This is a genomic window from Bacillus sp. ok061 (assembly GCF_900108285.1).
Lineage (GTDB): Bacteria > Bacillota > Bacilli > Bacillales > Bacillaceae_G > Bacillus_A > Bacillus_A thuringiensis_S.
The window spans coordinates 44742-64382 of the sequence record NZ_FNUW01000025.1 but is presented as its reverse complement, the minus strand read 5'-3'; the positions used below and the strand labels follow the sequence as shown (position 1 = coordinate 64382).

Genomic DNA, 19641 nt, shown 5'->3' with positions numbered 1-19641 from the left:
CCGTTTTATCGGCGAGCTATTTTGTTATGCTTTTTTCTTTTCATCATTTGTTTTTTCAATAGCTAAATGACTATGTTTCCTAGAGTAGAAGAAATAGAAGCATAAGCCGACTATAAGCCAAACTGCAAAGCTAATCCATGTTGTTTTAGACAAATTGATCATTAAATATAAGCAGCAAAGAATCGCGACAACTGGTAATACAGGTACGAAAGGTGTACGGAATCCACGTTTTAAATCAGGGTGTGTTTTTCGTAAAATAAGTACTGCGCAGCAAACGAATGTAAAGGCTGTTAACGTGCCGATGTTTACTAAATTCGCTAGCAAATGTAAATCTAAAAGTCCTGCTAATAAAGCAGCAACAACGCCAGTAATCCACGTATTTAATAAAGGGATTTTTACTCTTTTATTTACACGTGCTAACGCTTTTGGAAGTAGACCATCACGGCTCATTGCATACGAAACGCGAACTTGTCCATACATAACGACTAAGAGAACGGTTGTCATTCCAGTCATCGCTCCAACAGCGAGTAGTCCTGCAATTGTATCCTCACCAACGAAATGCAATGCAAATGCAACTGGATCAGAAACGTCTAATTGCGTATAAGGAACCATACCTGTTAAAACGAAAGATACAATCATATATAAAACAGTACAAATAAGAAGAGAACCGATAATACCAATTGGTAAGTCACGCTGCGGTTTTTTCGTTTCTTCTGCAGCGGTTGCAATTGCATCAAATCCTAAGAAGGCGAAGAACACAGTGGCAGCCCCAGTAATAATACCGTCGTATCCGAATGGGATGAACGGTGTCCAATTTTCAGGTTTTACATATTTTGCACCTGCTACGATAAAGGCGATAATAACGGCTAACTTGATAAGAACCATAATATTATTAATGCGTGCGCTTTCGCGTATACCAAAACTTAAAAGGCCAGTAATAAGAAGTAAAATGCAGACAGCTGGTAAATCAATGAGACCACCTTTTCCTACGCCAGGGGCCGAGGCGATTATGGCGGGAAGATGGACGTTAAATCCTTGTAGTAAAGATTGTAAATAACCAGACCAACCGACAGCTACTGCTGCAACGGCAAGTAAATATTCGAGCATTAAACACCAGCCGACGATGAAGGCGACGACTTCTCCGACTGTCATGTATGCGTAAGTATACACACTTCCTGAGACAGGAATAGAAGAAGCAAATTCAGCATAACAAAAGGCTACACAAGCACAAGTAAATGCAGCAATAAGAAATGATAGCATAATACCAGGACCAGAATGTTTTGCTGCAACAATACCTGTTAATACAAAAATCCCTGTCCCAATTACGGCGCCGATTCCTAGAAACGTTAAATCGAGTGCAGTTAATGTTCTATCTAGCTGCTTTGGTGATTCAGTACTAAGCGCTTTTTTTCGTAATAATGACTTCACTTTGGACTCTCCCCCCGTTTTTTCATTTCCATAACTACGACTATAGTATGAGCCCGTTAAAAAAGAGTAGGTAAGGAAGTGGAGGTGCAGTTATGGTATGTAGTTTTTAAAATTGCTGGATTAATCTTAATATAATTCAGAATATTTTGTCAAATAAAAATATGACAAATAAAATGCGGATCAATAGGGGAAACTACTTGCAGAAATGGACGGGGGTTAACGACCCACTGATTAAAGTTAAAGTAGGAGCAGATGCTATGTTATTTTATTTTGAACTTGTCGTCATTTTACTTTGTACGAAATTAGCTGGTGACATTAGTGTAAGACTTGGTCAGCCTTCTGTACTTGGTAAGTTAATTGTCGGTATTATTATCGGTCCGGCTGTATTAGGTATTATTAATAGTTCTGAACTGATTGATGAATTGAGTGAGATTGGTGTTTTGTTACTTATGTTTATGGCGGGACTTGAAACAGATTTAGAAGAGTTAAATCGGAATTTGAAATCGTCATTTGCAGTAGCGGCTGGTGGAATTATTTTTCCTTTCATCGGTGGTTATGTAACAGGATTGCTGTTTGGATTAATGCAGTCCCATGCCATTTTTTTAGGGTTATTACTTTGCGCAACATCGGTTAGTATTACGGTGCAGACGCTACGTGATCTAGGAAAAATGAATACGAGAGAAAGTATAACAATTTTAGGTGCTGCCGTATTTGATGATGTCATTGTCGTTATTTTATTGGCATTTGTAATGAGTTTTTTAGGAACACAAGATGTTAATATAACACTTGTCATTGCAAAGAAAATTATTTTCTTTGTAAGTATTGTTTTTATTGCTTGGAAAGTCGTTCCTTGGATTATGAAAATGCTTGTCCCGCTTCGTGTAACAGAAGCGTTAATTAGCGCGGCTCTTATTATTTGCTTCTCTTTTTCTTATTACAGTGAAATGATGGGGATTGCAGGCATTATTGGAGCATTTGCAGCAGGAATTGCTATTTCTCAAACAGAGTATAAGCATGAGGTGGAACATAAAATTGAACCGATTGCTTATGCAATATTTGTTCCAGTATTCTTCGTAAGTATCGGAATGGAAATTACATTTCAAGGCATTGGAAGCCAGCTTTGGTTCATTATTATTATGACTCTCATTGCAATTTTCACAAAGTTAATCGGATCAGGTTTAGGAGCGAGACTGACAGGATTTAATCTCCAATCTTCTATTAGTATTGGTGCGGGGATGGTATCACGTGGTGAAGTAGCGCTTATCATCGCAGCAAATGGACTTACGGCGAATTTATTAGCGAAAGAAAATTTCACAGCGATTGTTATTGTTGTTATATTGACGACGATTATTACACCGCCACTTTTGAAGAAATATTTTGTATAGAGAGGAAGGGCTTATCTGATGTAGGTAAGCTCTTTTTTTATTCCTAAAAGCAACGATCATATAGCATGAAGGGTTTGTAATTATGGTAAAATCTATGTATGTGATATGACAAGGAGAGGGAAGTGTGAAGATTACGAAGGAGAAGGTTATCGGTGTAATTGTACTTATTGCAGTATGTATACCATTTACTGCATGGAAAGAATCAAAAGTGAAAGATTTTCCGGTTTCTATTTTTTCGGAAGAAGCAGATGGTGAGTACGATCAGAAGCTGAAATATACTGCTTTTTTACCTGATGTTGCGATTTGGATGAACGGTTGGAAAGAGAAGTGGACAGAAGGAGAAAGAACTGTTTATCAAAAAGGGAATCGCATTGTAAATGTGTTTCATCCTCCTGGCGATGATGGTTTTTACCTTCTTGAAGTAAGAGAAAATAAGTGAACGCAACCGTAAGAAGTGGAGGTTAAATAGTGAAAGCTTCAACATTACTATTTAAAATTGAAAGTAATATGGATCAATTTTCACCAGCTGAGAAGAAGGTTGCCATGTACATAATGGAGAATGCAGAGATTGTACCGAATTTAACGACGAAAGAAGTGTCAACGAATGCAGGCGCAAGTGAAGCGAGTGTCGTTCGCTTTTGTAAGTCGATTGGGATTGGGAGCTTTAAAGCATTTAAAATAGCACTCGTTCGTGAATTAACGATTGCTGATTATAATATTAACGATTTTTCAGTGATGAATACGGAAGATGGCCCGTACGATTTGTTTAATAAAGTCACTTATGTGAATAAAGCTGCGATTGAGGCGAGTGTTACTGCGATAGATAAGAAGGAACTTGAGAAAGCTGCAGATCGTATTGTCAATGCGGATAAAATTATATTTTACGGAGTAGGCGGATCAGCTACGCCAGCAATGGACGGGGCTTATAAATTTACGCGGCTCGGATTTACAGCGATGATGCTATCTGATTTTCATATGATGTTGCCGCTTGTGACAAATTTAAAAGAAGGCGATATATTTGTTGCGATTTCAACATCTGGTCGAACGAGAGATGTGCTTGAAATGGCGCAGTATGCAAAGAGACAAGGTGCAACTGTTATTGGAATTACGAAGCTAGATCAATCATCCCCCTTATATAAAGAAGCGGACATTCGTCTTTGTATGCCAGATGTAGAACAAGATCATCGTATTGCAAGTATTGCGTCGAGAATGACGCAACTGAATATGATTGATGCTTTATATGTGATTACTTTCAACCGAATTGGCAATAAAGTATTGGATCAATTTATGGAGACGCGAGAAGAAGCGTTGCGGTTACGGAAGTTAAAGTAGAAGAAAAGGTGAGGAGACTCATCTTTTTTATTATCTTTGACACAAATATGTCATGTTGTGAAATTTTATTTCATAAAATAAGAAAGAGTTATTGATTTTTAGTTTCTTAAAGTTATAATAAAAGTGTGAAATATAATTTCAAAGAGGGTGGAAATATGTTAGAAAATTTATCGACAGAACATCGTAATGAGAAAACAATGAATCTGGATGAAATGAGCATAAAAGAAGTGTTGCAAAGTATGAATGAAGAAGATCGAACTGTTGCGTTAGCAGTTGAAAAAGAGATAGAACAAATTGAAAAGGTTGTACAGACTGTTATTAAATCTTTTGAAGAAGAGGGACGCTTAATTTACATTGGTGCTGGTACGAGTGGTCGTTTAGGTATTCTAGATGCAGTGGAATGTCCGCCGACATTTGGCACGGATGATAAAATGGTGCAAGGATTTATAGCAGGTGGATTGAAAGCGTTTACTAAAGCGGTGGAAGGTGCCGAAGATCGCGAAGAGTTAGCAGAAGAAGATTTAAAAAGTATTGGATTAAATGAGAAAGACACAGTGATTGGAATTGCTGCAAGTGGCAGAACTCCTTACGTAATTGGTGGCTTGAAATACGCACAGAGCGTAGGAGCGAGTACAGCGAGTATTTCTTGTAATAAAAATGCTGAAATAAGTAAATATGCAAAGTTAAACGTGGAAGTAGAGACAGGTGCAGAAATATTAACAGGATCAACGCGTTTAAAGGCTGGTACAGCGCAAAAATTAGTACTTAATATGATTTCAACAGCTTCTATGATTGGTGTTGGGAAAGTATATAAAAACTTAATGGTAGATGTTCAATCTACAAATGAAAAGTTAGTAGAACGATCAAAACGCATTATTGTGGAAGCAACAGGCGCTAGTTATGAAGTAGCGGGAGAGTATTATGAAAAGGCAGAACGTAACGTAAAAGCTGCGATTGTTATGGTGTTGTTGCAGTGTGAGTATGGGGAAGCACTGGAGAAACTAAAATACGCAAAAGGGTTTGTGAAGAAAGCACTATAAAATAATAGGGAGGGGGGATTCTATTATGAAGAAAGGAGAGAGAATGGCCAAGGAAATTTCGGAGCAACTTGGAGGAATAAAAAACATTCGTAGTATTGCTCATTGTATGACGAGACTACGATTAACGCTTCATGATGAAAGTAAAGTAAATATGGACCTTTTAAAAAAAGTTGAAGGCGTTATGGGTGTGATTGAAGATGAGACGCTTCAAGTTGTCGTTGGTCCCGGAACAGTAAATAAAGTAGCAGCTGAAATGGAAGGTTTGACAGGGCTACGAATTGGTGAGGTAGCAGATCATCACCTTGAAGATATTGGACAAGAGATGAAATCAGAGATTAAGAAGAAAAATAATACACCGGTGAAAAACTTTTTACGAAAAATAGGAAGTATTTTCATTCCGTTAATTCCAGGACTTGTTGCGTCAGGAATTATAAACGGGGTTGCTAACTTTGCGAAAAACGCTGGTGCTGATCCAAATGCAACGTGGTTACAAATGTTACTACTCATTGGCGGCGGTATCTTTACATTCTTAGGAATTTTAGTTGGTTGGAATACAGCGAAAGAGTTCGGCGGGACACCGGTTCTTGGGGCAATTGCTGGTATTTTAATTTTTAACCCGGCGATGGCAAACGTAAAATTGTTTGGTGAAGCATTAGTGCCCGGACGGGGCGGATTATTCGCAGTTATTTTTGCAGCATGGCTTATGGTTGTAGTGGAAAGACAAGTTCGAAAAGCAGTGCCGAATGCAGTTGATATTATCGTGACACCACTCATTACTGTATTAGTTGTAAGTATCGTAACGATGTTAGCCATTCAGCCATTAGCAGGTTTCTTATCAGATGGTATTACGAGCGGAATTAATGCTATTTTAAATATTGGCGGAGCATTTGCTGGCGCAGTACTTGCCGGAACATTTTTACCTCTCGTTATGGTCGGATTGCATCACGGTTTAACACCAATTCATATGGAATTCATTAATCAAACACACGTAACACCTTTATTGCCAGTACTCGCAATGGCTGGTGCTGGACAAGTGGGCGCAGCAATTGCGATTTATGTGAAAACAAAAAACAAGCGACTTCGAAATGTAATTAAAGGTGGATTGCCAGTTGGCTTTTTAGGAATTGGTGAGCCGTTATTATACGGGGTGACATTACCACTTGGGAAACCATTTATTACTGCTTGTTTAGGAGCGGCTGTCGGTGGTGCATTCCAAGCAGTTATGCAAACAGCTTCTCTTGGAATTGGCGTATCAGGGCTATCTTTAATTCCGTTAATTGCTGACAATAAATATTTACTATATTTCTTAGGTTTAGTAATTGCATATGCTTTTGGATTTATCTTTACGTACTTCTTCGGATTTAAAGAAGAAATGGCAGAAAACATATAGAGAAAGGGGTTCCTTTCTCTTTTTCTATTAATAGAAAGGGAGATTTATATGATCGGAGTTTCCATTTATCTTTCAAAAGAACGAGTAGAGAAACAAGAAGAGTGGCTAAAAGTAGCGAAGGAAAATGGGTTTACATCTATTTTTACATCACTGCACATTCCAGAAGATGATCCAAATACGTATAAAGAGTTAATTCAAATATTAGGGAAACAAGCTCTTGCACATGAAATGGAGTTAATGATTGATGTTTCTCCAAAATCGTTACACCATTTAGGGCTAACATATGAAAATGTGGAAGAACTATTGGACTGGGGCATTACCGGTTTAAGAATGGATTACGGCATTGCGCCAAAAGAAATTGCAAGCGTATCTCATAAGATGAAAGTAGCTTTAAATGCGAGTACGATTATAAAGCCATTTTGGAAAGAATTACTTGCAGAACATATAAGAGTAGAGAATGTAGAAGCATGGCATAATTTTTACCCACGTCCAGAGACAGGACTAGCAAAGTCCTTCTTACAAAAGCAAAATCAATATTTACAGGAGTGCGGAATAAAAACGATGGCATTTATTCCAGGAGATGCGGAAAAACGTGGTCCGTTACATGAAGGGTTGCCAACGTTAGAAAAACATCGCCATATGCGCCCGCTTGAAGCGTACTTAGAACTTGTTCAAGATTGTGGTGTTGATAAAGTATTGATTGGAGATATAAGCGCAAGTTTGGAAAGTATGCAAGAAGTAGCTAGTGCGAGTAGAGGGATTATTCCATTGCGTTACAAATCATTTATAACTGATAAAGAAGTATTAAAAGTGGTGGAGCAAGTGCATACAAATAGACTAGATCCGGCTCGTGATGTTATTCGATCTGTAGAATCAAGGGAAAGAAATAGAGTGGTTTTACAGCCGATGCATACAATTGTAAGAAAGAAAGGCAGCATTACAATTGATAATGAATTGTACGGTAGATATGCAGGGGAGATACAAGTTGCTACACATGATTTACCTGTAGATGAGAAAGTGAATGTTGTTGGAATGGTTATGGAAGAGGACGTTTCTTTACTGCCTTATATTGGCGTTGGAAAAATGTTTCAACTTTTTCTATGCGATAGAATAAAAGCTTGAATTAGCGCTATTTTGTAGGAAAACATTATCCGTAAAACGGATAATGTTTTTTGTTTTCTTTAAAAAAGTATTTGACGAATGAAATAAAATACCGTATTGTTTTGACTTGTAAATAAAAGTTCACTATAACAAAACAAAAAGGAGAGTTCAAAATGAATCAATATATTGGGAATTTAATTATTCGTATCGTGTTAGGAGTTACGTTCTTTGCACACGGTTTAGCAAAGTTTCAATCAGGTATCGATAACGTAGCAGGATGGTTTACAAGCATCGGTTTACCAGGTGGCCTTGCATACGGCGTAGCAACAGTTGAATTAGTTGGTGGTATATTATTAATTATCGGTTTAGGTGTCCGATATGTAGGATTGTTATTCGCTCTTATTTTAGCTGGAGCTATCGTAAAGGTAAATGGAGCAGCAGGTTTATTAGGAGATGGAAAGAATCCGGGATATGAATTAGATCTTGCATTATTATCAATGGGTGCGTATTTATTCGTAGTAAAAGCAGAAGGATATGTAGATCGTTTCTTAAAAGAGAAAGTAATGAAAACGAAGTAAATTTTATTTATAAATTGTTGACTTGAAGAATAATTGTAACTATAATAATTACAACAAATAGATTAAGAGTAAAACAATTTAAATATTTTTTTACACAAGATGTAACTATGTTGGTTACGTCTTGTGTAGAAATAAATAAACGGGAGGAAGTAATATGCCTAAATCAAATTTAGAAATTATTCAAAGCACGTATGAAGGATCAGCTTCTTCGAATGCACAGCATTTAGCAGAAGCCTTCTCTGAAAAAGTGGAATGGACAGAGGCAGAAGGTTTCCCGTATGGCGGAACATATAAAGGCGTAGAAGCTATAATGGAAAATGTGTTTAGCCGTTTAGGATCAGAATGGGATGATTATAAAGCAAGTGTAAATACATATCATGAAGTAAACGGAAAAGATGTAATTATTGCTGAAGGTATGTATTCTGGAGTTTATAAAGAAACAGGAAAATCATTTGAAGCAGAATTTGTTCATGTATGGCAACTTGAGAACGGAAAAATCGTGAAGTTTAAGCAATATGTAGATAGTTATATTGTTAAGGAAGCAATGAAGAGCTAATGCTTTTTAAATGGATTGTAGGTATATGTATTACCATTATGGTAATTTTCTCTTCTATAGTTGGCGGAAAGAAATTGCTTGCATATGTGGAAAAAGAAAATAAAAATATTCAAACCGAGCGAGCGGCAAACGAAAAAGAGAAAAAAGCCGCAGAAGAAGCTCCGCAAATTAGTGAAGGTGAAATTATTTCTACTATGCATAAAATGGTGCACCAAAAGGTAAAATCCTCTGAAAAATGGGGATTTGTAGAGATGACAAAAAAGGAAATTTCTAATGTAAAAAGAGATATTGAAAATAGTACAGGCTTTCAATATAAAATGAAGTTATTTTCTATTATAAATAGATGGGAAAAAGGAGATTTTTCTCAAACCGTTGAGGAGCACAACTTTTTATGGAGCCTTCAAGGTGGAGATACTGGCAAGGCGACGGAACGTTTATCGCCAGAAGAGGAAAAGCAGTATATAAAAGAAATGAAGAGTAAATAAAAACATCGCCAACCCAGATGACGATGTTTTTTCATTAAGAATGTTTTCGCATTAAAGGTCTAACAGGCTGAACGGCAACAGTTTTGAAATGAGAAAATAAATAACATCCTGTTACAACGACAATTGTCCCTAAAATTTGTATCCACGTTAATTCTTCTCCGAGAAATATGAATGCTAGAATGGCTGTGAAAATTGGATTGAAGTTTAGAAAAATACCTGATGTAGTTGCGCCTAATTTTTGTACGCCAAGATTCCAAAATACCATACAAAGAACTGTCGAAATAAGCCCAGTATATAAAAGTGATGTGATGAAAGAAGTATTTATATTTGAAACAGTGAAGCTACCTATGTTAAACGGTAGTAATAAAATAACGCCGAAAATACCAGAGTACAACGTTGCCATAAGTGGTGTAGTTGTTTTTGTTGCCCATTTACTACAAACAGAATAGATTCCCCAAATACAAACTGCTGCAATCATCCATAAATCACCGCTATTAAAATGTAGTGAAAATAAAAGTGAGAAATCACCTTTTAATAGGACGAGGATAACCCCGAAGAATGAAACAATCATGGATAGGATTTGAAGTGTATTTACTTTTTCTTTTAGAAATAATACTGAAAATAATGTGATTGAAATTGCGTTCAACGTAGAGATAAGACCTACATTCGTAGCGGATGTTTTTTCTAATGCTAAAAATTGAAAAATGTTAAAAAGAGCGACCCCTGAAATTCCCATCAATATTAACGGAATTATTGCGGTACGTGGTGGAAGGATTTTCTTTTCTTTAAACCATACCATTGGTAATAAACAAACAATCGCAATCATCCATCTTAAATTTGTCAGTGTCATCGGTGATGCATGATCGACGAGTGATTTCCCAACGACAAAATTTCCTCCCCATAATAAGCTCGTTAGTAATAGTAAAAAGACATAAAAATAAGGCATACTAAAATCCCCTTTTTTGTAATCAATACGAATTGTAAATAATTTTAGCATTTTTCTTTATTATGTAATATATTCTTTTGTATAATGATAAAAACTCGATAAAATGTTTAGTTGTAAATAGTATTTACGAAAATATATTCAATTTTATATGAATTATAAGGTGTTTTTTCGAATAATCATCGGTAAGAAAAAAGGGGGAATTGTAATGGAGTCGTCTGTTATTAAAGTGTTGGATGATTTGGATGTACAAATTTTAGATATATTGCAGAAGGAGTCACAAGTAAGTAATGCAGAACTGGCACGTCGCGTTAATTTATCACCGGCTGCGATGCATGCAAGAATAAAAAGATTAGATGGGGAAGGTTTCATCGATAAGCAAGTTGCGATTTTAAATCAAGAAAAGCTTGGGTTTGATTTATTATGTTTTATTTTTATGAGTACGAATATTCATCAATTTGACAAGTTGGAAGTGTTGGAGAAAGAATTAGAATCAATGCCAGAAGTGTTAGAATGTCACTGTTTAACAGGAGAGTACGATTATTTATTAAAGGTTGCAAATCGTGATCGTAAAGAACTGGAGCAGTTTATTAGAATGTTGAATAAGCTTGGTATTACAAGGATACAGACAAGTTTAGCACTTCGTGAAATTAAATATTCGACGGTATTACCGATACGAAATGAGGAACCGAGCATCGATTAGATTGCTTGGTTTTTTGTTTGTATAAAGTGATTGACGAGGAGAAAAGAGAGCTGTATTATTATATAAAATTATGTATTAAAATTCATTCGAAGTTATAAATATTAATATCGGGAGCAAGGTGATGTAATATGAAAATCTTTAATGCAGTTACGAGTGATGTGAAAGAAATTTATAGTCTTATTGAGATTTATGCAAAAGAGGGAGTTGTTTTACCGCGTTCTCTTTTGTCTCTTTATCAATATTTGCAATGTTTATATGTTATGAAAGAAGATGAGAGAATTGTTGGAGTTGCTGGATTGCATGTATTAGGGGAAGATCTTGCAGAGATACGATCGTTAGTAGTTTCGCATACATATGCAGGGAAAGGGATAGGGCGTATGCTCGTAAATCATGTAATGGAGGAAGCTACGAAAATAAATGTAAAAAGAGTAATTTCCTTAACATATGAAACAGTATTTTTTCAAAAGTGTGGATTTGATTTTGTAAATAAAGAAGCGTTGCCAGAGAAAGTATGGATTGATTGTAGACATTGCCCAAAGGTGGATTATTGTGATGAAGTGGCGATGGTTCGGTATGTTGGGTGAAAAATTTATAGAGAACAAGTTCCCACTATTATTTACATATATAGCGGGAACATATATTTCATAAGAAATGGAGATGTTATCAAGCATTTGAATTCGTTTGTCTCACGGCAAAATTATAAAGTGGATCTTTAAGTTCATAGTTATACGTTAAACCGTCGACAATTCCTACAACTTTATCATTATCATAAAGATCGAGCATAAATTGTGCCATTTGTTTTGCAGTGTGGAATTTTGGTACAACATTATCGTATTGGAATTCATCAATATCAAATGAACGTTTCGCAAATTCTGTTTCAGTTGCAGCAGGAGCTAAAACCTTTGCTTGCAGTTTTGCGCCTTGTTCCTTCAGTTCGTGAGACAGCCCTTCTGTAAATGCACTTACATAGAATTTTGTAGCGCAATACGTAACAGCATTAGCAACAATCGTGTATCCGCCGCCCGATGAAACGTTAATAAGCTGTGTTCCATCAACCATTGAATAATCTCGAACGAAAAGGGAAGAGAGTATTGTTAGTGCTTCTATATTGACATGCAGCATAGTCTCTATTTTATTTAAATTTTGTTCAGCAATTGAGGCGAAATTACCAAAACCAGCATTGTTAATCCATGTTTCAATTTGAAAGGCTTGTAGGCTTTCATAAAGTTTATAAACATCTTCAGTGACAGATAAATCAGTTCTTCGAATGATAACATCCAACTCGGGATACATTTCGTTAATTTTCAATTTTAATCCGTTTAATTCTTCTTGTCTTCGAGCTACAAGTACTAAATTTTTTCCGCGAGATGCAAATGTTAAAGCTGCTTCATAACCAATTCCGGAACTTGCACCAGTAATAACAGTGTATTTCATATAAAATCCTCCTAAGTTCAAATTAATTTATGGTTAGATTGTATTTGTTAGAGTATACTCTAAGTCAAATGGTTTTTATAAATTTGATAAGATCGTAAAATGTATGAGGATAAATGGCATGCGGAGGGGGTTTTAGTATGTACACAATTAGCGAGGTAGCAAAATTATTAGGAGTGAGCACATATACACTACGTTATTATGAAAAAGAAAATATATTAATGGCAAATCGCGATACAAATGGAAATCGACTTTACGAAGAGTCACATATAAAGTGGTTGCAGTTTGTAATGAAATTAAAACAAACGCAAATGCCAATAGCGAAAATAAGAGAATACGCTAGATTATATACAGAAGGGGAGCATACAACCGAAGCGCGTTTACAGCTCCTAGAAGATCATAAGAAGTCTATTCAGATTCAAAGAGAAAACTTAGAAGTTACAGAGAAGATGCTCGAAAATAAAATTAGTGCATACAAGTGCTCATTGGAAAATAAATAGATGTTGTTATGTGATGAAAAATAGATTTGATCTATGAGTATTTCATCATCGTGTGCGGACAAATTAAAAAGAGCAGCTAGCAAAAGCTAACTGCTCTATTAAAGGGATCTCTCCAAGGGGGAGTGGAGAAAATATTATGTTACTAATATTATTGACAGATTATTGAGAAATATACAATCGGATGAACGATAATTTAAATAATCTTTCATCATTGACAGTTTATAAAATATTCGTGTACAATATTTATGAATGACATTCAGTCATTTTTATGTGACAGAATGCAGTTAGCTTAGAAATGGAACAAATACAATGGTAAATGAGGATGATAGTGGTTAATATAGTATTGATGAAAGAGTATATTTTTTTAAAATAAAAATGACTGATAGTCAGTCATAAGAGGTGAGAGGTATGAAAAATAGAGCTTGGTTATATGTCATATTAACATGTATCTTTGAAATTTTTTGGGTGTTTGGTTTTAATACGGCTAATACTTGGTGGCATTGGATTATTATTTTAGGAGTTATCGCTGTTGATTTTCACTTCCTTTCTAAAGCGTGTGAACATCTTGCAACAGGAACTGTATATGCTGTTTTCGCTGGAGCTGGTACGGTAGGTACTTTCTTAATGGATGTATTTCTTTTCGGTGGAAGTTTCAGCGCAGGCAAACTATTCTTCATTCTTATGGTAGTAGCCGGCGTTATCGGTTTAAAGTTAGCTGACAATAAAGAAGAAACTGTGGAAGGAGCTGCTTAAAAATGGGTTGGTTTTTCGTATGTTGTGCTGCAATTAGTGAAATAGTCGGTGTGATAGGACTTAAAATGTATAGTAAAGATAAGACATTAGCCAATGGTGCGATTTATATAGGTGGGTTTGCTACATCCTTCGCATTTTTGTATACTTCCTTCTTATTTTTACAAGTAAGTGTCGCATATGCGGTTTGGATTGGTATCGGAACAGCAGGTGCAGTTTTGTTAAACATGTTCTTGTTTGGTGAGTCGAAAAGTAAAGCGCGTATCATTAGTGTGTTTCTTATTGTATGTGGAGTGACAGGATTAAAGGCACTTTCTTAAAGGTATATTGTATTTTTATCTCCTAATTGTTTATTAGGAGATTTTATTATAAAAAAATGATTTCCTCTTAGAGTTCACTATCATTGACAGTACAATCGATTATCTTATAAAATGAGTGACAGTCATTCAATATGCGTGTGAAAGGGTTTAGATGATGAATAAAAAAGAGAAAATTGTCTATGCAGCTATTGAAGTGTTTCAGGAAAAGGGCGTCGAAAAAACGAAGATTTCTGATATCGTGAAATTAGCTGGCATTGCGCAAGGAACTTTCTATTTATATTTTCCTTCTAAGTTATCTGTTATGCCTGCAATAGCAGAAGTGATGGTTGAAAAGATGATACTTGCAGTGAAAGAAAAAGTGCAAAACGATGCGCCTTTCTCAAGTAAAGTGACGCAAGTAATAGATGCGGTGTTTCACTTTATAGCTGAATATCGTGAAATACAAGCTTTAATGTATGCTGGTCTTGCATCTACAGAACATATAAAAGAATGGGAAGCTGTGTATGAGCCCCTTTATATGTGGCTAAGTGAATTTTTAAATGAGGCAAAAGAAGCTGGTGAAATTCGTGATTCGGTTCACGCAGAGCGAACAGCGAAGTTATTTATCGCTCTAGTTGAATCAGCAGCGGAACAAGTGTATCTATATGATCATAAAGATGATGAGCAAGTCGAGCTACAAAAGGCAGAAGTACTAGATTTTTTAACACATGCACTACATATAAAGAAATAGTGAGATGAACCTGTCTGAAAAGGTAGGTTCATTTTTGAGGAAAACTGAATGATAGTCATTCACCTAATGCGTATGTATGTGTGGAAGGATAGTGTGAAATTCTAACGAGTAGGGGGCATCTCTACTCATGACTAGCCCACAAATAGAAGGATAGAGAAAAAGCTTCTTGGGCATTATTTTTTGAGAGGAACTTACGGGAAGAGGTGTTAAAAAGTGAAGAAACCGATAAAAGAACAAAAGATGGTATTGGTCATTCTTTTGAGTAATATATTTATCGCTTTTTTAGGGATTGGATTAATCATTCCGGTTATGCCGTCCTTTATGAATGATATGGGTTTAACAGGGAAGACGATGGGATATCTCGTTGCAGTGTTTGCAATGGCACAGCTCATTACTTCACCTATTACAGGCCGGTGGGTTGATCTTTACGGTAGAAAGAAAATGATAATCATTGGATTATTTATTTTTGGTGTTTCAGAGCTTCTTTTTGGATTAGGAAAAGATGTATGGATGCTTTATGTAGCAAGGGTATTAGGCGGAATTAGTGCTGCTTTTATTATGCCTGGTGTTACGGCATATGTTGCGGATATTACATCTATTCAGGAACGTCCAAAGGCGATGGGATACTTATCTGCGGCTATTAGTACTGGATTCATTATAGGTCCTGGAATCGGCGGATTTATTGCAGAATACGGTATACGTGTGCCGTTTTTCGTTGCAGCAGTAATTGCTTTTATAGCATGTGTGATTTCGATCTTTATTTTAAAAGAACCGTTAACGAAAGAAGCACTTGCAGAGATTTCTTCTAATACGAAGGAATCAAGTTTTATTGGTGATTTAAAGAAATCATTACATCCAATGTATGCAATTGCATTCATTATCGTATTTGTACTCGCATTCGGATTATCAGCGTATGAAACAGTGTTTAGCTTGTTCTCTGATCATAAATTTGGCTTCTCGCCGAAAGATATCGCAGCAATTATTACAATTAGTTCAATCTTTGGGGTAGTTGTGCAAGTATTTATGTTTGGCAAATTGGTAGACATGTTCGGTGAGAAAGTGTTAATTCAAATATGTTTAATTGTAGGTGCAGTATTAGCATTCGTCTCAACTGTAGTCTTTAATTATTGGATTGTACTTCTCGTTACTTGCTTCATTTTCTTAGCATTTGATTTACTTCGTCCAGCTTTAACGACGTTTTTATCAAAAGCAGCTGGAAAAGAGCAAGGATTCGTTGCTGGTATGAACTCGACTTATACGAGTTTAGGAAATATCGCAGGACCAGCGATGGGCGGAATATTATTTGATATGAATATTCATTATCCATATGCATTTTCAGGAGTCGTTTTAATAGTTGGTCTCGGCATTACATTTATGTGGAGAGAGAAACAGTTGGCCGAGAGTTTTGCTAAGTAATAAAACCCCTTACGACGGTAAGGGGTTTTTGTTTTATCCTGATTAAAGTTTCATTTTATAAACTTAACCCAAACCGTTTTAGTTCAATAAAAATCCCCTCTAATTGCTTTCCTTTATCTGTTAATGTGTACTCTACACGAGGCGGAACTTCTGGATATACTTTTCTCGTTATAATGCCTTGAGATTCTAATTCTTTTAGTCGAAGCGATAATGTTTTTGGACTAATACCATCCATTGATTTTTGTAAATCACTAAAGCGTAATGTTCCTTCGATAAGAAGATCACGAATGATTAGAAACGTCCATTTTGTACTAATTACATCAAGCGTTTTAGCGATAGGACAAGGTATGCCAGGTAAACCTTTCGTTAATTCAACTGGATCTATATTGTTCATGGAACAAGCCTCCATAAAATTTTTTGAATGAATTTGCTTTATAGTACCACAAAACTATACTTTTAGTAACTATATGAAAAAAATATCACTACTTCCATAAAGGAAGCTAGTGAATATACAATAGCAATACGAAATACAAAGGGTTTAGATGAAGAGGAGGTGATTTTCATGGGGATAAAAAAGTTGTTTAGATTTCTTAGTTTGTTTGTTGTTTGTATTGTACTTGTAGCATGTGGTGTGGAGGAAAAAACTGAAGTCCAGTTATTAAAAGAAATGCCAAAGCCAAAAGCAATGACAATTGATTCTTCACTAAGTAAAGAGAAAGCGACAGAAATGGTTCATGCAGCGCAGCGTTTTTATGCATTTTGGAATACAGGTAAGGAGGAACTTATTCCGCAGACTGTTACCGAAAGTTTCTTCGATAATACGTTACCAAAAGGCCGTCCACAAGGTGTTGAAGGATTAAAGTTTGCAGCGCAAAATTTTCATAAAGTCGTTCCTGATATACATTGTGAGATTGAAGACTTATTAGTTGTTGGTGATAAAGTAACAGCCCGTCTTTCTTTTACAGGAACGCATAATGGGAAGAAAATCAATTTTTTTGCAATTGATATTTTACATGTGAAAGACGGAAAGATAACGGAAGATTGGCATTTAGAAGATAATCTTACACTACAGCAGCAACTCGGCTTAATAGCTGAAGAGTAGATCATATAGGGGAGAGAAAAGCGATGAAAAATATATTCATTATAAATGGACATGAAAAATACGGTACGAAAGAAGGACGATTAAATAGAACGTTAGTTGATTATATGGTTACTGTATTAGGAGAGAATCATCATGTGAAAACAACAACGATTCAAGATGGTTACAATATGAAAGAAGAACAAGATAAATTTTTATGGGCCGATGTTGTAATTTATCAAACACCAATTTATTGGTTTAGCGTTCCAGGATTATTTAAAACGTACATGGATGAAGTATATGAATACGGTTTGTTCTTTAAAGGTGCAGATGAATATGGAACAGGTGGTTTATTAAAAGAGAAAGAGTATATGTTCTCTACAACTTGGAATGCACCTGAAAAAGCATTTGGAGATAAGACGAAGTTCTTTGAAGGAGAAAGTTTAGAATCAACGCTTAGTCATTTACACCGCGTGCAGAAGTTTCTCGGTATGAGTCCGTTAAAGAGTTTTGCTTGTTATGATGTGGTGAAGAATCCGGATATAGAGCAATATTTATTGAACTTGAAAGATCATTTAGATGGAGTAATTAAATAGTAGTTTATATTTGTATGTGAAGAAGGTACTACTAAGGAGGTAGTACCTTCTCTTTTTATAAAAACTCACACTTTAATACGTGGATGGTTGTATCCATAACTTCGCAAAATCTGCCCAACCAAATGAATCAATTGTTACGTTTTTTAAAGAAGAAGGATATGTTTTTCTTTTTAAAACGTGATAGTTAAATAAAATGATGTGTTCTGTTTGTAAAAATTCTTCGATCTTATACATGAGCTCATAGCGTTTCTCTTTATTTTCTTCTAATAAAAATGTATCAAGTAAACAATTAATTTGTTTTTCGTAGTGCGGGTCCATGAACCGATTTACGAAGCAACTTTTATTTTTAAATACATTTAAGAATGCAATTTCATGATTGGCAGCAAACACTTCTCCCATGAAAATAATATCGGCATGTTTATCAATAGAGCGATCCATATAATCTGAAACGGGAAATGGGTGAAGCGCTACTTGTATACCTAAACTTTCACATTGTTCTTTTAGGAAATATGCATCATTTGCACTATCTTTAAATGCGAAGAAGTAAATATGTATCGTTTCTCCATTATAGGTGCTCTTTTTTAAATATTCTTTCGCTTTTTCTAAAGAGTAAGATCTTTTAGAAGCTTGGCGACTTCTTTCAGGGAAGAAGCTTGATGCAGCAATTGTTCGTCTACCCTCTATGTTACGAAGTATCATTTCAACATCATATATTTCTCTCCAAGCTTTTCGGAAGTAAATGTCGTGGTGGGGACCAGGTTTTGTAAAGTTAAAGCCAGCATAAATGCAGCCTATTTCTTCTACTAGTATGTCGTACCTTTCATTTTCTTCTTCGTTTGGTAGTTCATAATCAGCATCTATTTGCACATGGTCAGGAATACCCCAAAATTCAATACGGTCTAATAACGCGCGCTCTTTAAAATAATGGGTGAACGCTTCGAGTACGATATTATCTTCAGAGTAATGAGCAAGCTTGAAAGGTCCAGTACCTATATAATGATGATTTTGAATACTCGTATCACGCGGTAAAATAGCGAGCTGCATGGAACTTACATAGTGTAAGAAAAATAAATTTGGTTTTGCTAAATGGAATCGAATTTGCAGTGGTGATGGTGTTTCAATTTGAATAATTTCTTCTGTTAACCATTCGAAAGGGGATTGAACTTGCCTTAGTCTTTCAAATGAAAATTGTACATCTTTAGAAGTTAAAATTGTTTCGTTATGAAAATATATATCTTTTCGTAAATAAAAGGTCCACGTAAGTCCATCTGCACTTAATTCCCACGTATGCGCAATGTGAGGCTCCATTTTTTCAGTAACATCGTTATAGACGACTAACGTATCAAAAATTTGACTCGTAAGATGGCTCTCTGTAGTTACAGCCACAAAAGCCGGATCTAATGGGAATATCTTTCTCGATATAGGAATCTTTAATACGTCGTACATATCATTTGAAGGTTCGTATCCAAAATGATGATGTAGTTTATTTTCTATCTTTTTTTGAAGTGCAAGGGGTAGGGGTTCTTTTAAAAGAAGAAAGATATCTTTTAATTTTTCTTGCGCTAACAGTTCATCTGTATAGGACTCAATCGCTTCTACGAAATTATGTATAAATAGAATTTCCGTTTTATTTCCGCGGCCTCGCCCTGGAGTCCAGCTAATTAATTGCTCCTCGCTCATTTTCTTTAATAAAATCTTTACGTTTTTCGTACTGCAATATAAAACATCCGCTAATTCTTGTAAGCTATTTCGCATATGTTGTTGATCTTGTGCATGTAGTCTTAGCCTAATGTAATAGTCCATAATTTTCATATATACACTTCCTTCTATTATAAAAGGGGAAACTCTTTAGAATATTCTAACCTTTTTCTTCCTTTTT

General features: G+C 35.6%; 23 protein-coding genes. 18 read left to right on the top strand and 5 right to left on the bottom strand.

Going from position 1 to position 19641, the window contains the following annotated elements; all coding sequences use genetic code 11:
- Nucleotides 1–24 precede the first annotated feature (24 nt).
- Nucleotides 25–1428: an amino acid permease gene (locus tag C4S65_RS25460; RefSeq protein WP_061667632.1), complete on the bottom strand. Its 1404-nt coding sequence runs from the start codon at nt 1426–1428 to the stop codon at nt 25–27.
- Between the two features lie 173 nt (nt 1429–1601).
- Between C4S65_RS25460 and C4S65_RS25455 the strand changes: the two genes are divergently transcribed.
- The 9 genes from C4S65_RS25455 to C4S65_RS25415 all read left to right on the top strand — a co-directional run bounded on the left by C4S65_RS25455 (nt 1602) and on the right by C4S65_RS25415 (nt 9295).
- Complete coding sequence (locus tag C4S65_RS25455; protein WP_141551092.1) at nt 1602–2813, top strand: cation:proton antiporter; 1212 nt, start codon at nt 1602–1604, stop codon at nt 2811–2813.
- Between the two features lie 124 nt (nt 2814–2937).
- Nucleotides 2938–3252, top strand: coding sequence for a hypothetical protein (locus C4S65_RS25450; RefSeq protein ID WP_000704955.1), 315 nt, complete (start codon nt 2938–2940; stop codon nt 3250–3252).
- A gap of 29 nt (nt 3253–3281) precedes the next feature.
- Nucleotides 3282–4145 (top strand): MurR/RpiR family transcriptional regulator, encoded by an 864-nt coding sequence (locus C4S65_RS25445; RefSeq protein ID WP_000648167.1) that lies wholly within the window; start codon nt 3282–3284, stop codon nt 4143–4145.
- Between the two features lie 155 nt (nt 4146–4300).
- Nucleotides 4301–5185, top strand: a complete 885-nt coding sequence (gene murQ / locus C4S65_RS25440; protein ID WP_000892346.1) for an N-acetylmuramic acid 6-phosphate etherase — start codon at nt 4301–4303, stop codon at nt 5183–5185.
- A gap of 25 nt (nt 5186–5210) precedes the next feature.
- Entirely contained in the window at nt 5211–6575 is a 1365-nt protein-coding gene (locus C4S65_RS25435) for a PTS transporter subunit EIIC (RefSeq protein ID WP_086406525.1), read from the top strand.
- A 48-nt stretch (nt 6576–6623) separates the two neighbouring features.
- The gene (locus C4S65_RS25430; RefSeq protein ID WP_086406524.1) at nt 6624–7697 is read left to right on the top strand and encodes a MupG family TIM beta-alpha barrel fold protein; all 1074 of its coding nucleotides are present in this window, start codon (nt 6624–6626) and stop codon (nt 7695–7697) included.
- Between the two features lie 152 nt (nt 7698–7849).
- Nucleotides 7850–8254, top strand: coding sequence for a DoxX family protein (locus C4S65_RS25425; protein WP_001077751.1), 405 nt, complete (start codon nt 7850–7852; stop codon nt 8252–8254).
- 154 nt (nt 8255–8408) lie between these two features.
- The gene (locus C4S65_RS25420) at nt 8409–8810 is read left to right on the top strand and encodes a nuclear transport factor 2 family protein (RefSeq protein ID WP_001126709.1); all 402 of its coding nucleotides are present in this window, start codon (nt 8409–8411) and stop codon (nt 8808–8810) included.
- Nucleotides 8810–9295, top strand: coding sequence for a PRK06770 family protein (locus tag C4S65_RS25415; RefSeq protein ID WP_000897988.1), 486 nt, complete (start codon nt 8810–8812; stop codon nt 9293–9295). The genes C4S65_RS25420 and C4S65_RS25415 overlap by 1 nt, the downstream gene beginning before the upstream one ends.
- A gap of 34 nt (nt 9296–9329) precedes the next feature.
- Here C4S65_RS25415 and C4S65_RS25410 read toward each other — a convergent pair whose 3' ends face one another.
- Entirely contained in the window at nt 9330–10241 is a 912-nt protein-coding gene (locus C4S65_RS25410) for a DMT family transporter (RefSeq protein ID WP_086406523.1), read from the bottom strand.
- Nucleotides 10242–10446: 205 nt separating this feature from the next.
- On the opposite strand from C4S65_RS25410, the gene C4S65_RS25405 reads away from it, so the two are divergent.
- Both C4S65_RS25405 and C4S65_RS25400 read left to right on the top strand, forming a co-directional pair.
- On the top strand, nt 10447–10941 hold the full coding sequence (locus C4S65_RS25405) for an Lrp/AsnC family transcriptional regulator (protein ID WP_061667627.1): 495 nt from the start codon (nt 10447–10449) through the stop codon (nt 10939–10941).
- A gap of 128 nt (nt 10942–11069) precedes the next feature.
- Nucleotides 11070–11525 (top strand): N-acetyltransferase, encoded by a 456-nt coding sequence (locus tag C4S65_RS25400; RefSeq protein ID WP_000689150.1) that lies wholly within the window; start codon nt 11070–11072, stop codon nt 11523–11525.
- A gap of 79 nt (nt 11526–11604) precedes the next feature.
- Here the strand turns inward: C4S65_RS25400 and C4S65_RS25395 are convergent, their stop codons facing one another.
- Nucleotides 11605–12375, bottom strand: a complete 771-nt coding sequence (locus C4S65_RS25395) for an SDR family NAD(P)-dependent oxidoreductase (RefSeq protein WP_000878084.1) — start codon at nt 12373–12375, stop codon at nt 11605–11607.
- A 113-nt stretch (nt 12376–12488) separates the two neighbouring features.
- Here C4S65_RS25395 and C4S65_RS25390 point away from each other — a divergent pair, with 113 nt between their 5' ends.
- The 5 genes from C4S65_RS25390 (at nt 12489) to C4S65_RS25370 (ending at nt 16088) form a co-directional block, all read left to right on the top strand.
- On the top strand, nt 12489–12872 hold the full coding sequence (locus C4S65_RS25390; protein WP_003306379.1) for a MerR family transcriptional regulator: 384 nt from the start codon (nt 12489–12491) through the stop codon (nt 12870–12872).
- A 408-nt stretch (nt 12873–13280) separates the two neighbouring features.
- A complete protein-coding gene (locus tag C4S65_RS25385; protein WP_000796020.1) occupies nt 13281–13625 on the top strand; it encodes an SMR family transporter in 345 nt (114 codons plus the stop codon).
- Nucleotides 13626–13627: 2 nt separating this feature from the next.
- Complete coding sequence (locus tag C4S65_RS25380; RefSeq protein WP_000539667.1) at nt 13628–13942, top strand: multidrug efflux SMR transporter; 315 nt, start codon at nt 13628–13630, stop codon at nt 13940–13942.
- A gap of 151 nt (nt 13943–14093) precedes the next feature.
- A complete protein-coding gene (locus C4S65_RS25375; protein WP_001996782.1) occupies nt 14094–14672 on the top strand; it encodes a TetR family transcriptional regulator in 579 nt (192 codons plus the stop codon).
- Between the two features lie 213 nt (nt 14673–14885).
- Nucleotides 14886–16088, top strand: coding sequence for an MFS transporter (locus C4S65_RS25370; RefSeq protein WP_086406522.1), 1203 nt, complete (start codon nt 14886–14888; stop codon nt 16086–16088).
- Between the two features lie 55 nt (nt 16089–16143).
- Here the strand turns inward: C4S65_RS25370 and C4S65_RS25365 are convergent, their stop codons facing one another.
- The gene (locus C4S65_RS25365) at nt 16144–16482 is read right to left on the bottom strand and encodes a helix-turn-helix domain-containing protein (protein WP_001059470.1); all 339 of its coding nucleotides are present in this window, start codon (nt 16480–16482) and stop codon (nt 16144–16146) included.
- Nucleotides 16483–16650: 168 nt separating this feature from the next.
- On the opposite strand from C4S65_RS25365, the gene C4S65_RS25360 reads away from it, so the two are divergent.
- Both C4S65_RS25360 and C4S65_RS25355 read left to right on the top strand, forming a co-directional pair.
- Nucleotides 16651–17190 carry an ester cyclase gene (locus C4S65_RS25360; RefSeq protein WP_061667616.1) on the top strand — a complete coding sequence of 180 codons (540 nt, stop codon included), beginning with the start codon at nt 16651–16653 and terminating at the stop codon, nt 17188–17190.
- 23 nt (nt 17191–17213) lie between these two features.
- On the top strand, nt 17214–17762 hold the full coding sequence (locus C4S65_RS25355; RefSeq protein ID WP_000789194.1) for an NAD(P)H-dependent oxidoreductase: 549 nt from the start codon (nt 17214–17216) through the stop codon (nt 17760–17762).
- 72 nt (nt 17763–17834) lie between these two features.
- On the opposite strand, the gene C4S65_RS25350 is transcribed toward C4S65_RS25355, so the two are convergent.
- Nucleotides 17835–19574, bottom strand: a complete 1740-nt coding sequence (locus C4S65_RS25350; RefSeq protein WP_086406521.1) for an SgrR family transcriptional regulator — start codon at nt 19572–19574, stop codon at nt 17835–17837.
- Nucleotides 19575–19641: the final 67 nt, after the last annotated feature.

Coding starts and splice junctions, on each gene's coding strand:
- C4S65_RS25390 (WP_003306379.1), top strand. CDS start 12,489: ATGGCATGCGGAGGGGGTTTTAGTATGTACACAATTAGCGAGGTAGCA.
- C4S65_RS25415 (WP_000897988.1), top strand. CDS start 8,810: ATGCTTTTTAAATGGATTGTAGGTATATGTATTACCATTATGGTAATT.
- C4S65_RS25385 (WP_000796020.1), top strand. CDS start 13,281: ATGAAAAATAGAGCTTGGTTATATGTCATATTAACATGTATCTTTGAA.
- C4S65_RS25375 (WP_001996782.1), top strand. CDS start 14,094: ATGATGAATAAAAAAGAGAAAATTGTCTATGCAGCTATTGAAGTGTTT.
- C4S65_RS25455 (WP_141551092.1), top strand. CDS start 1,602: ATGCGGATCAATAGGGGAAACTACTTGCAGAAATGGACGGGGGTTAAC.
- C4S65_RS25435 (WP_086406525.1), top strand. CDS start 5,211: ATGAAGAAAGGAGAGAGAATGGCCAAGGAAATTTCGGAGCAACTTGGA.
- C4S65_RS25410 (WP_086406523.1), bottom strand. CDS start 10,241: ATGCCTTATTTTTATGTCTTTTTACTATTACTAACGAGCTTATTATGG.
- murQ (WP_000892346.1), top strand. CDS start 4,301: ATGTTAGAAAATTTATCGACAGAACATCGTAATGAGAAAACAATGAAT.
- C4S65_RS25380 (WP_000539667.1), top strand. CDS start 13,628: ATGGGTTGGTTTTTCGTATGTTGTGCTGCAATTAGTGAAATAGTCGGT.
- C4S65_RS25420 (WP_001126709.1), top strand. CDS start 8,409: ATGCCTAAATCAAATTTAGAAATTATTCAAAGCACGTATGAAGGATCA.
- C4S65_RS25405 (WP_061667627.1), top strand. CDS start 10,447: ATGGAGTCGTCTGTTATTAAAGTGTTGGATGATTTGGATGTACAAATT.
- C4S65_RS25360 (WP_061667616.1), top strand. CDS start 16,651: ATGGGGATAAAAAAGTTGTTTAGATTTCTTAGTTTGTTTGTTGTTTGT.
- C4S65_RS25430 (WP_086406524.1), top strand. CDS start 6,624: ATGATCGGAGTTTCCATTTATCTTTCAAAAGAACGAGTAGAGAAACAA.
- C4S65_RS25400 (WP_000689150.1), top strand. CDS start 11,070: ATGAAAATCTTTAATGCAGTTACGAGTGATGTGAAAGAAATTTATAGT.
- C4S65_RS25365 (WP_001059470.1), bottom strand. CDS start 16,482: ATGAACAATATAGATCCAGTTGAATTAACGAAAGGTTTACCTGGCATA.
- C4S65_RS25425 (WP_001077751.1), top strand. CDS start 7,850: ATGAATCAATATATTGGGAATTTAATTATTCGTATCGTGTTAGGAGTT.
- C4S65_RS25350 (WP_086406521.1), bottom strand. CDS start 19,574: ATGAAAATTATGGACTATTACATTAGGCTAAGACTACATGCACAAGAT.
- C4S65_RS25395 (WP_000878084.1), bottom strand. CDS start 12,375: ATGAAATACACTGTTATTACTGGTGCAAGTTCCGGAATTGGTTATGAA.
- C4S65_RS25355 (WP_000789194.1), top strand. CDS start 17,214: ATGAAAAATATATTCATTATAAATGGACATGAAAAATACGGTACGAAA.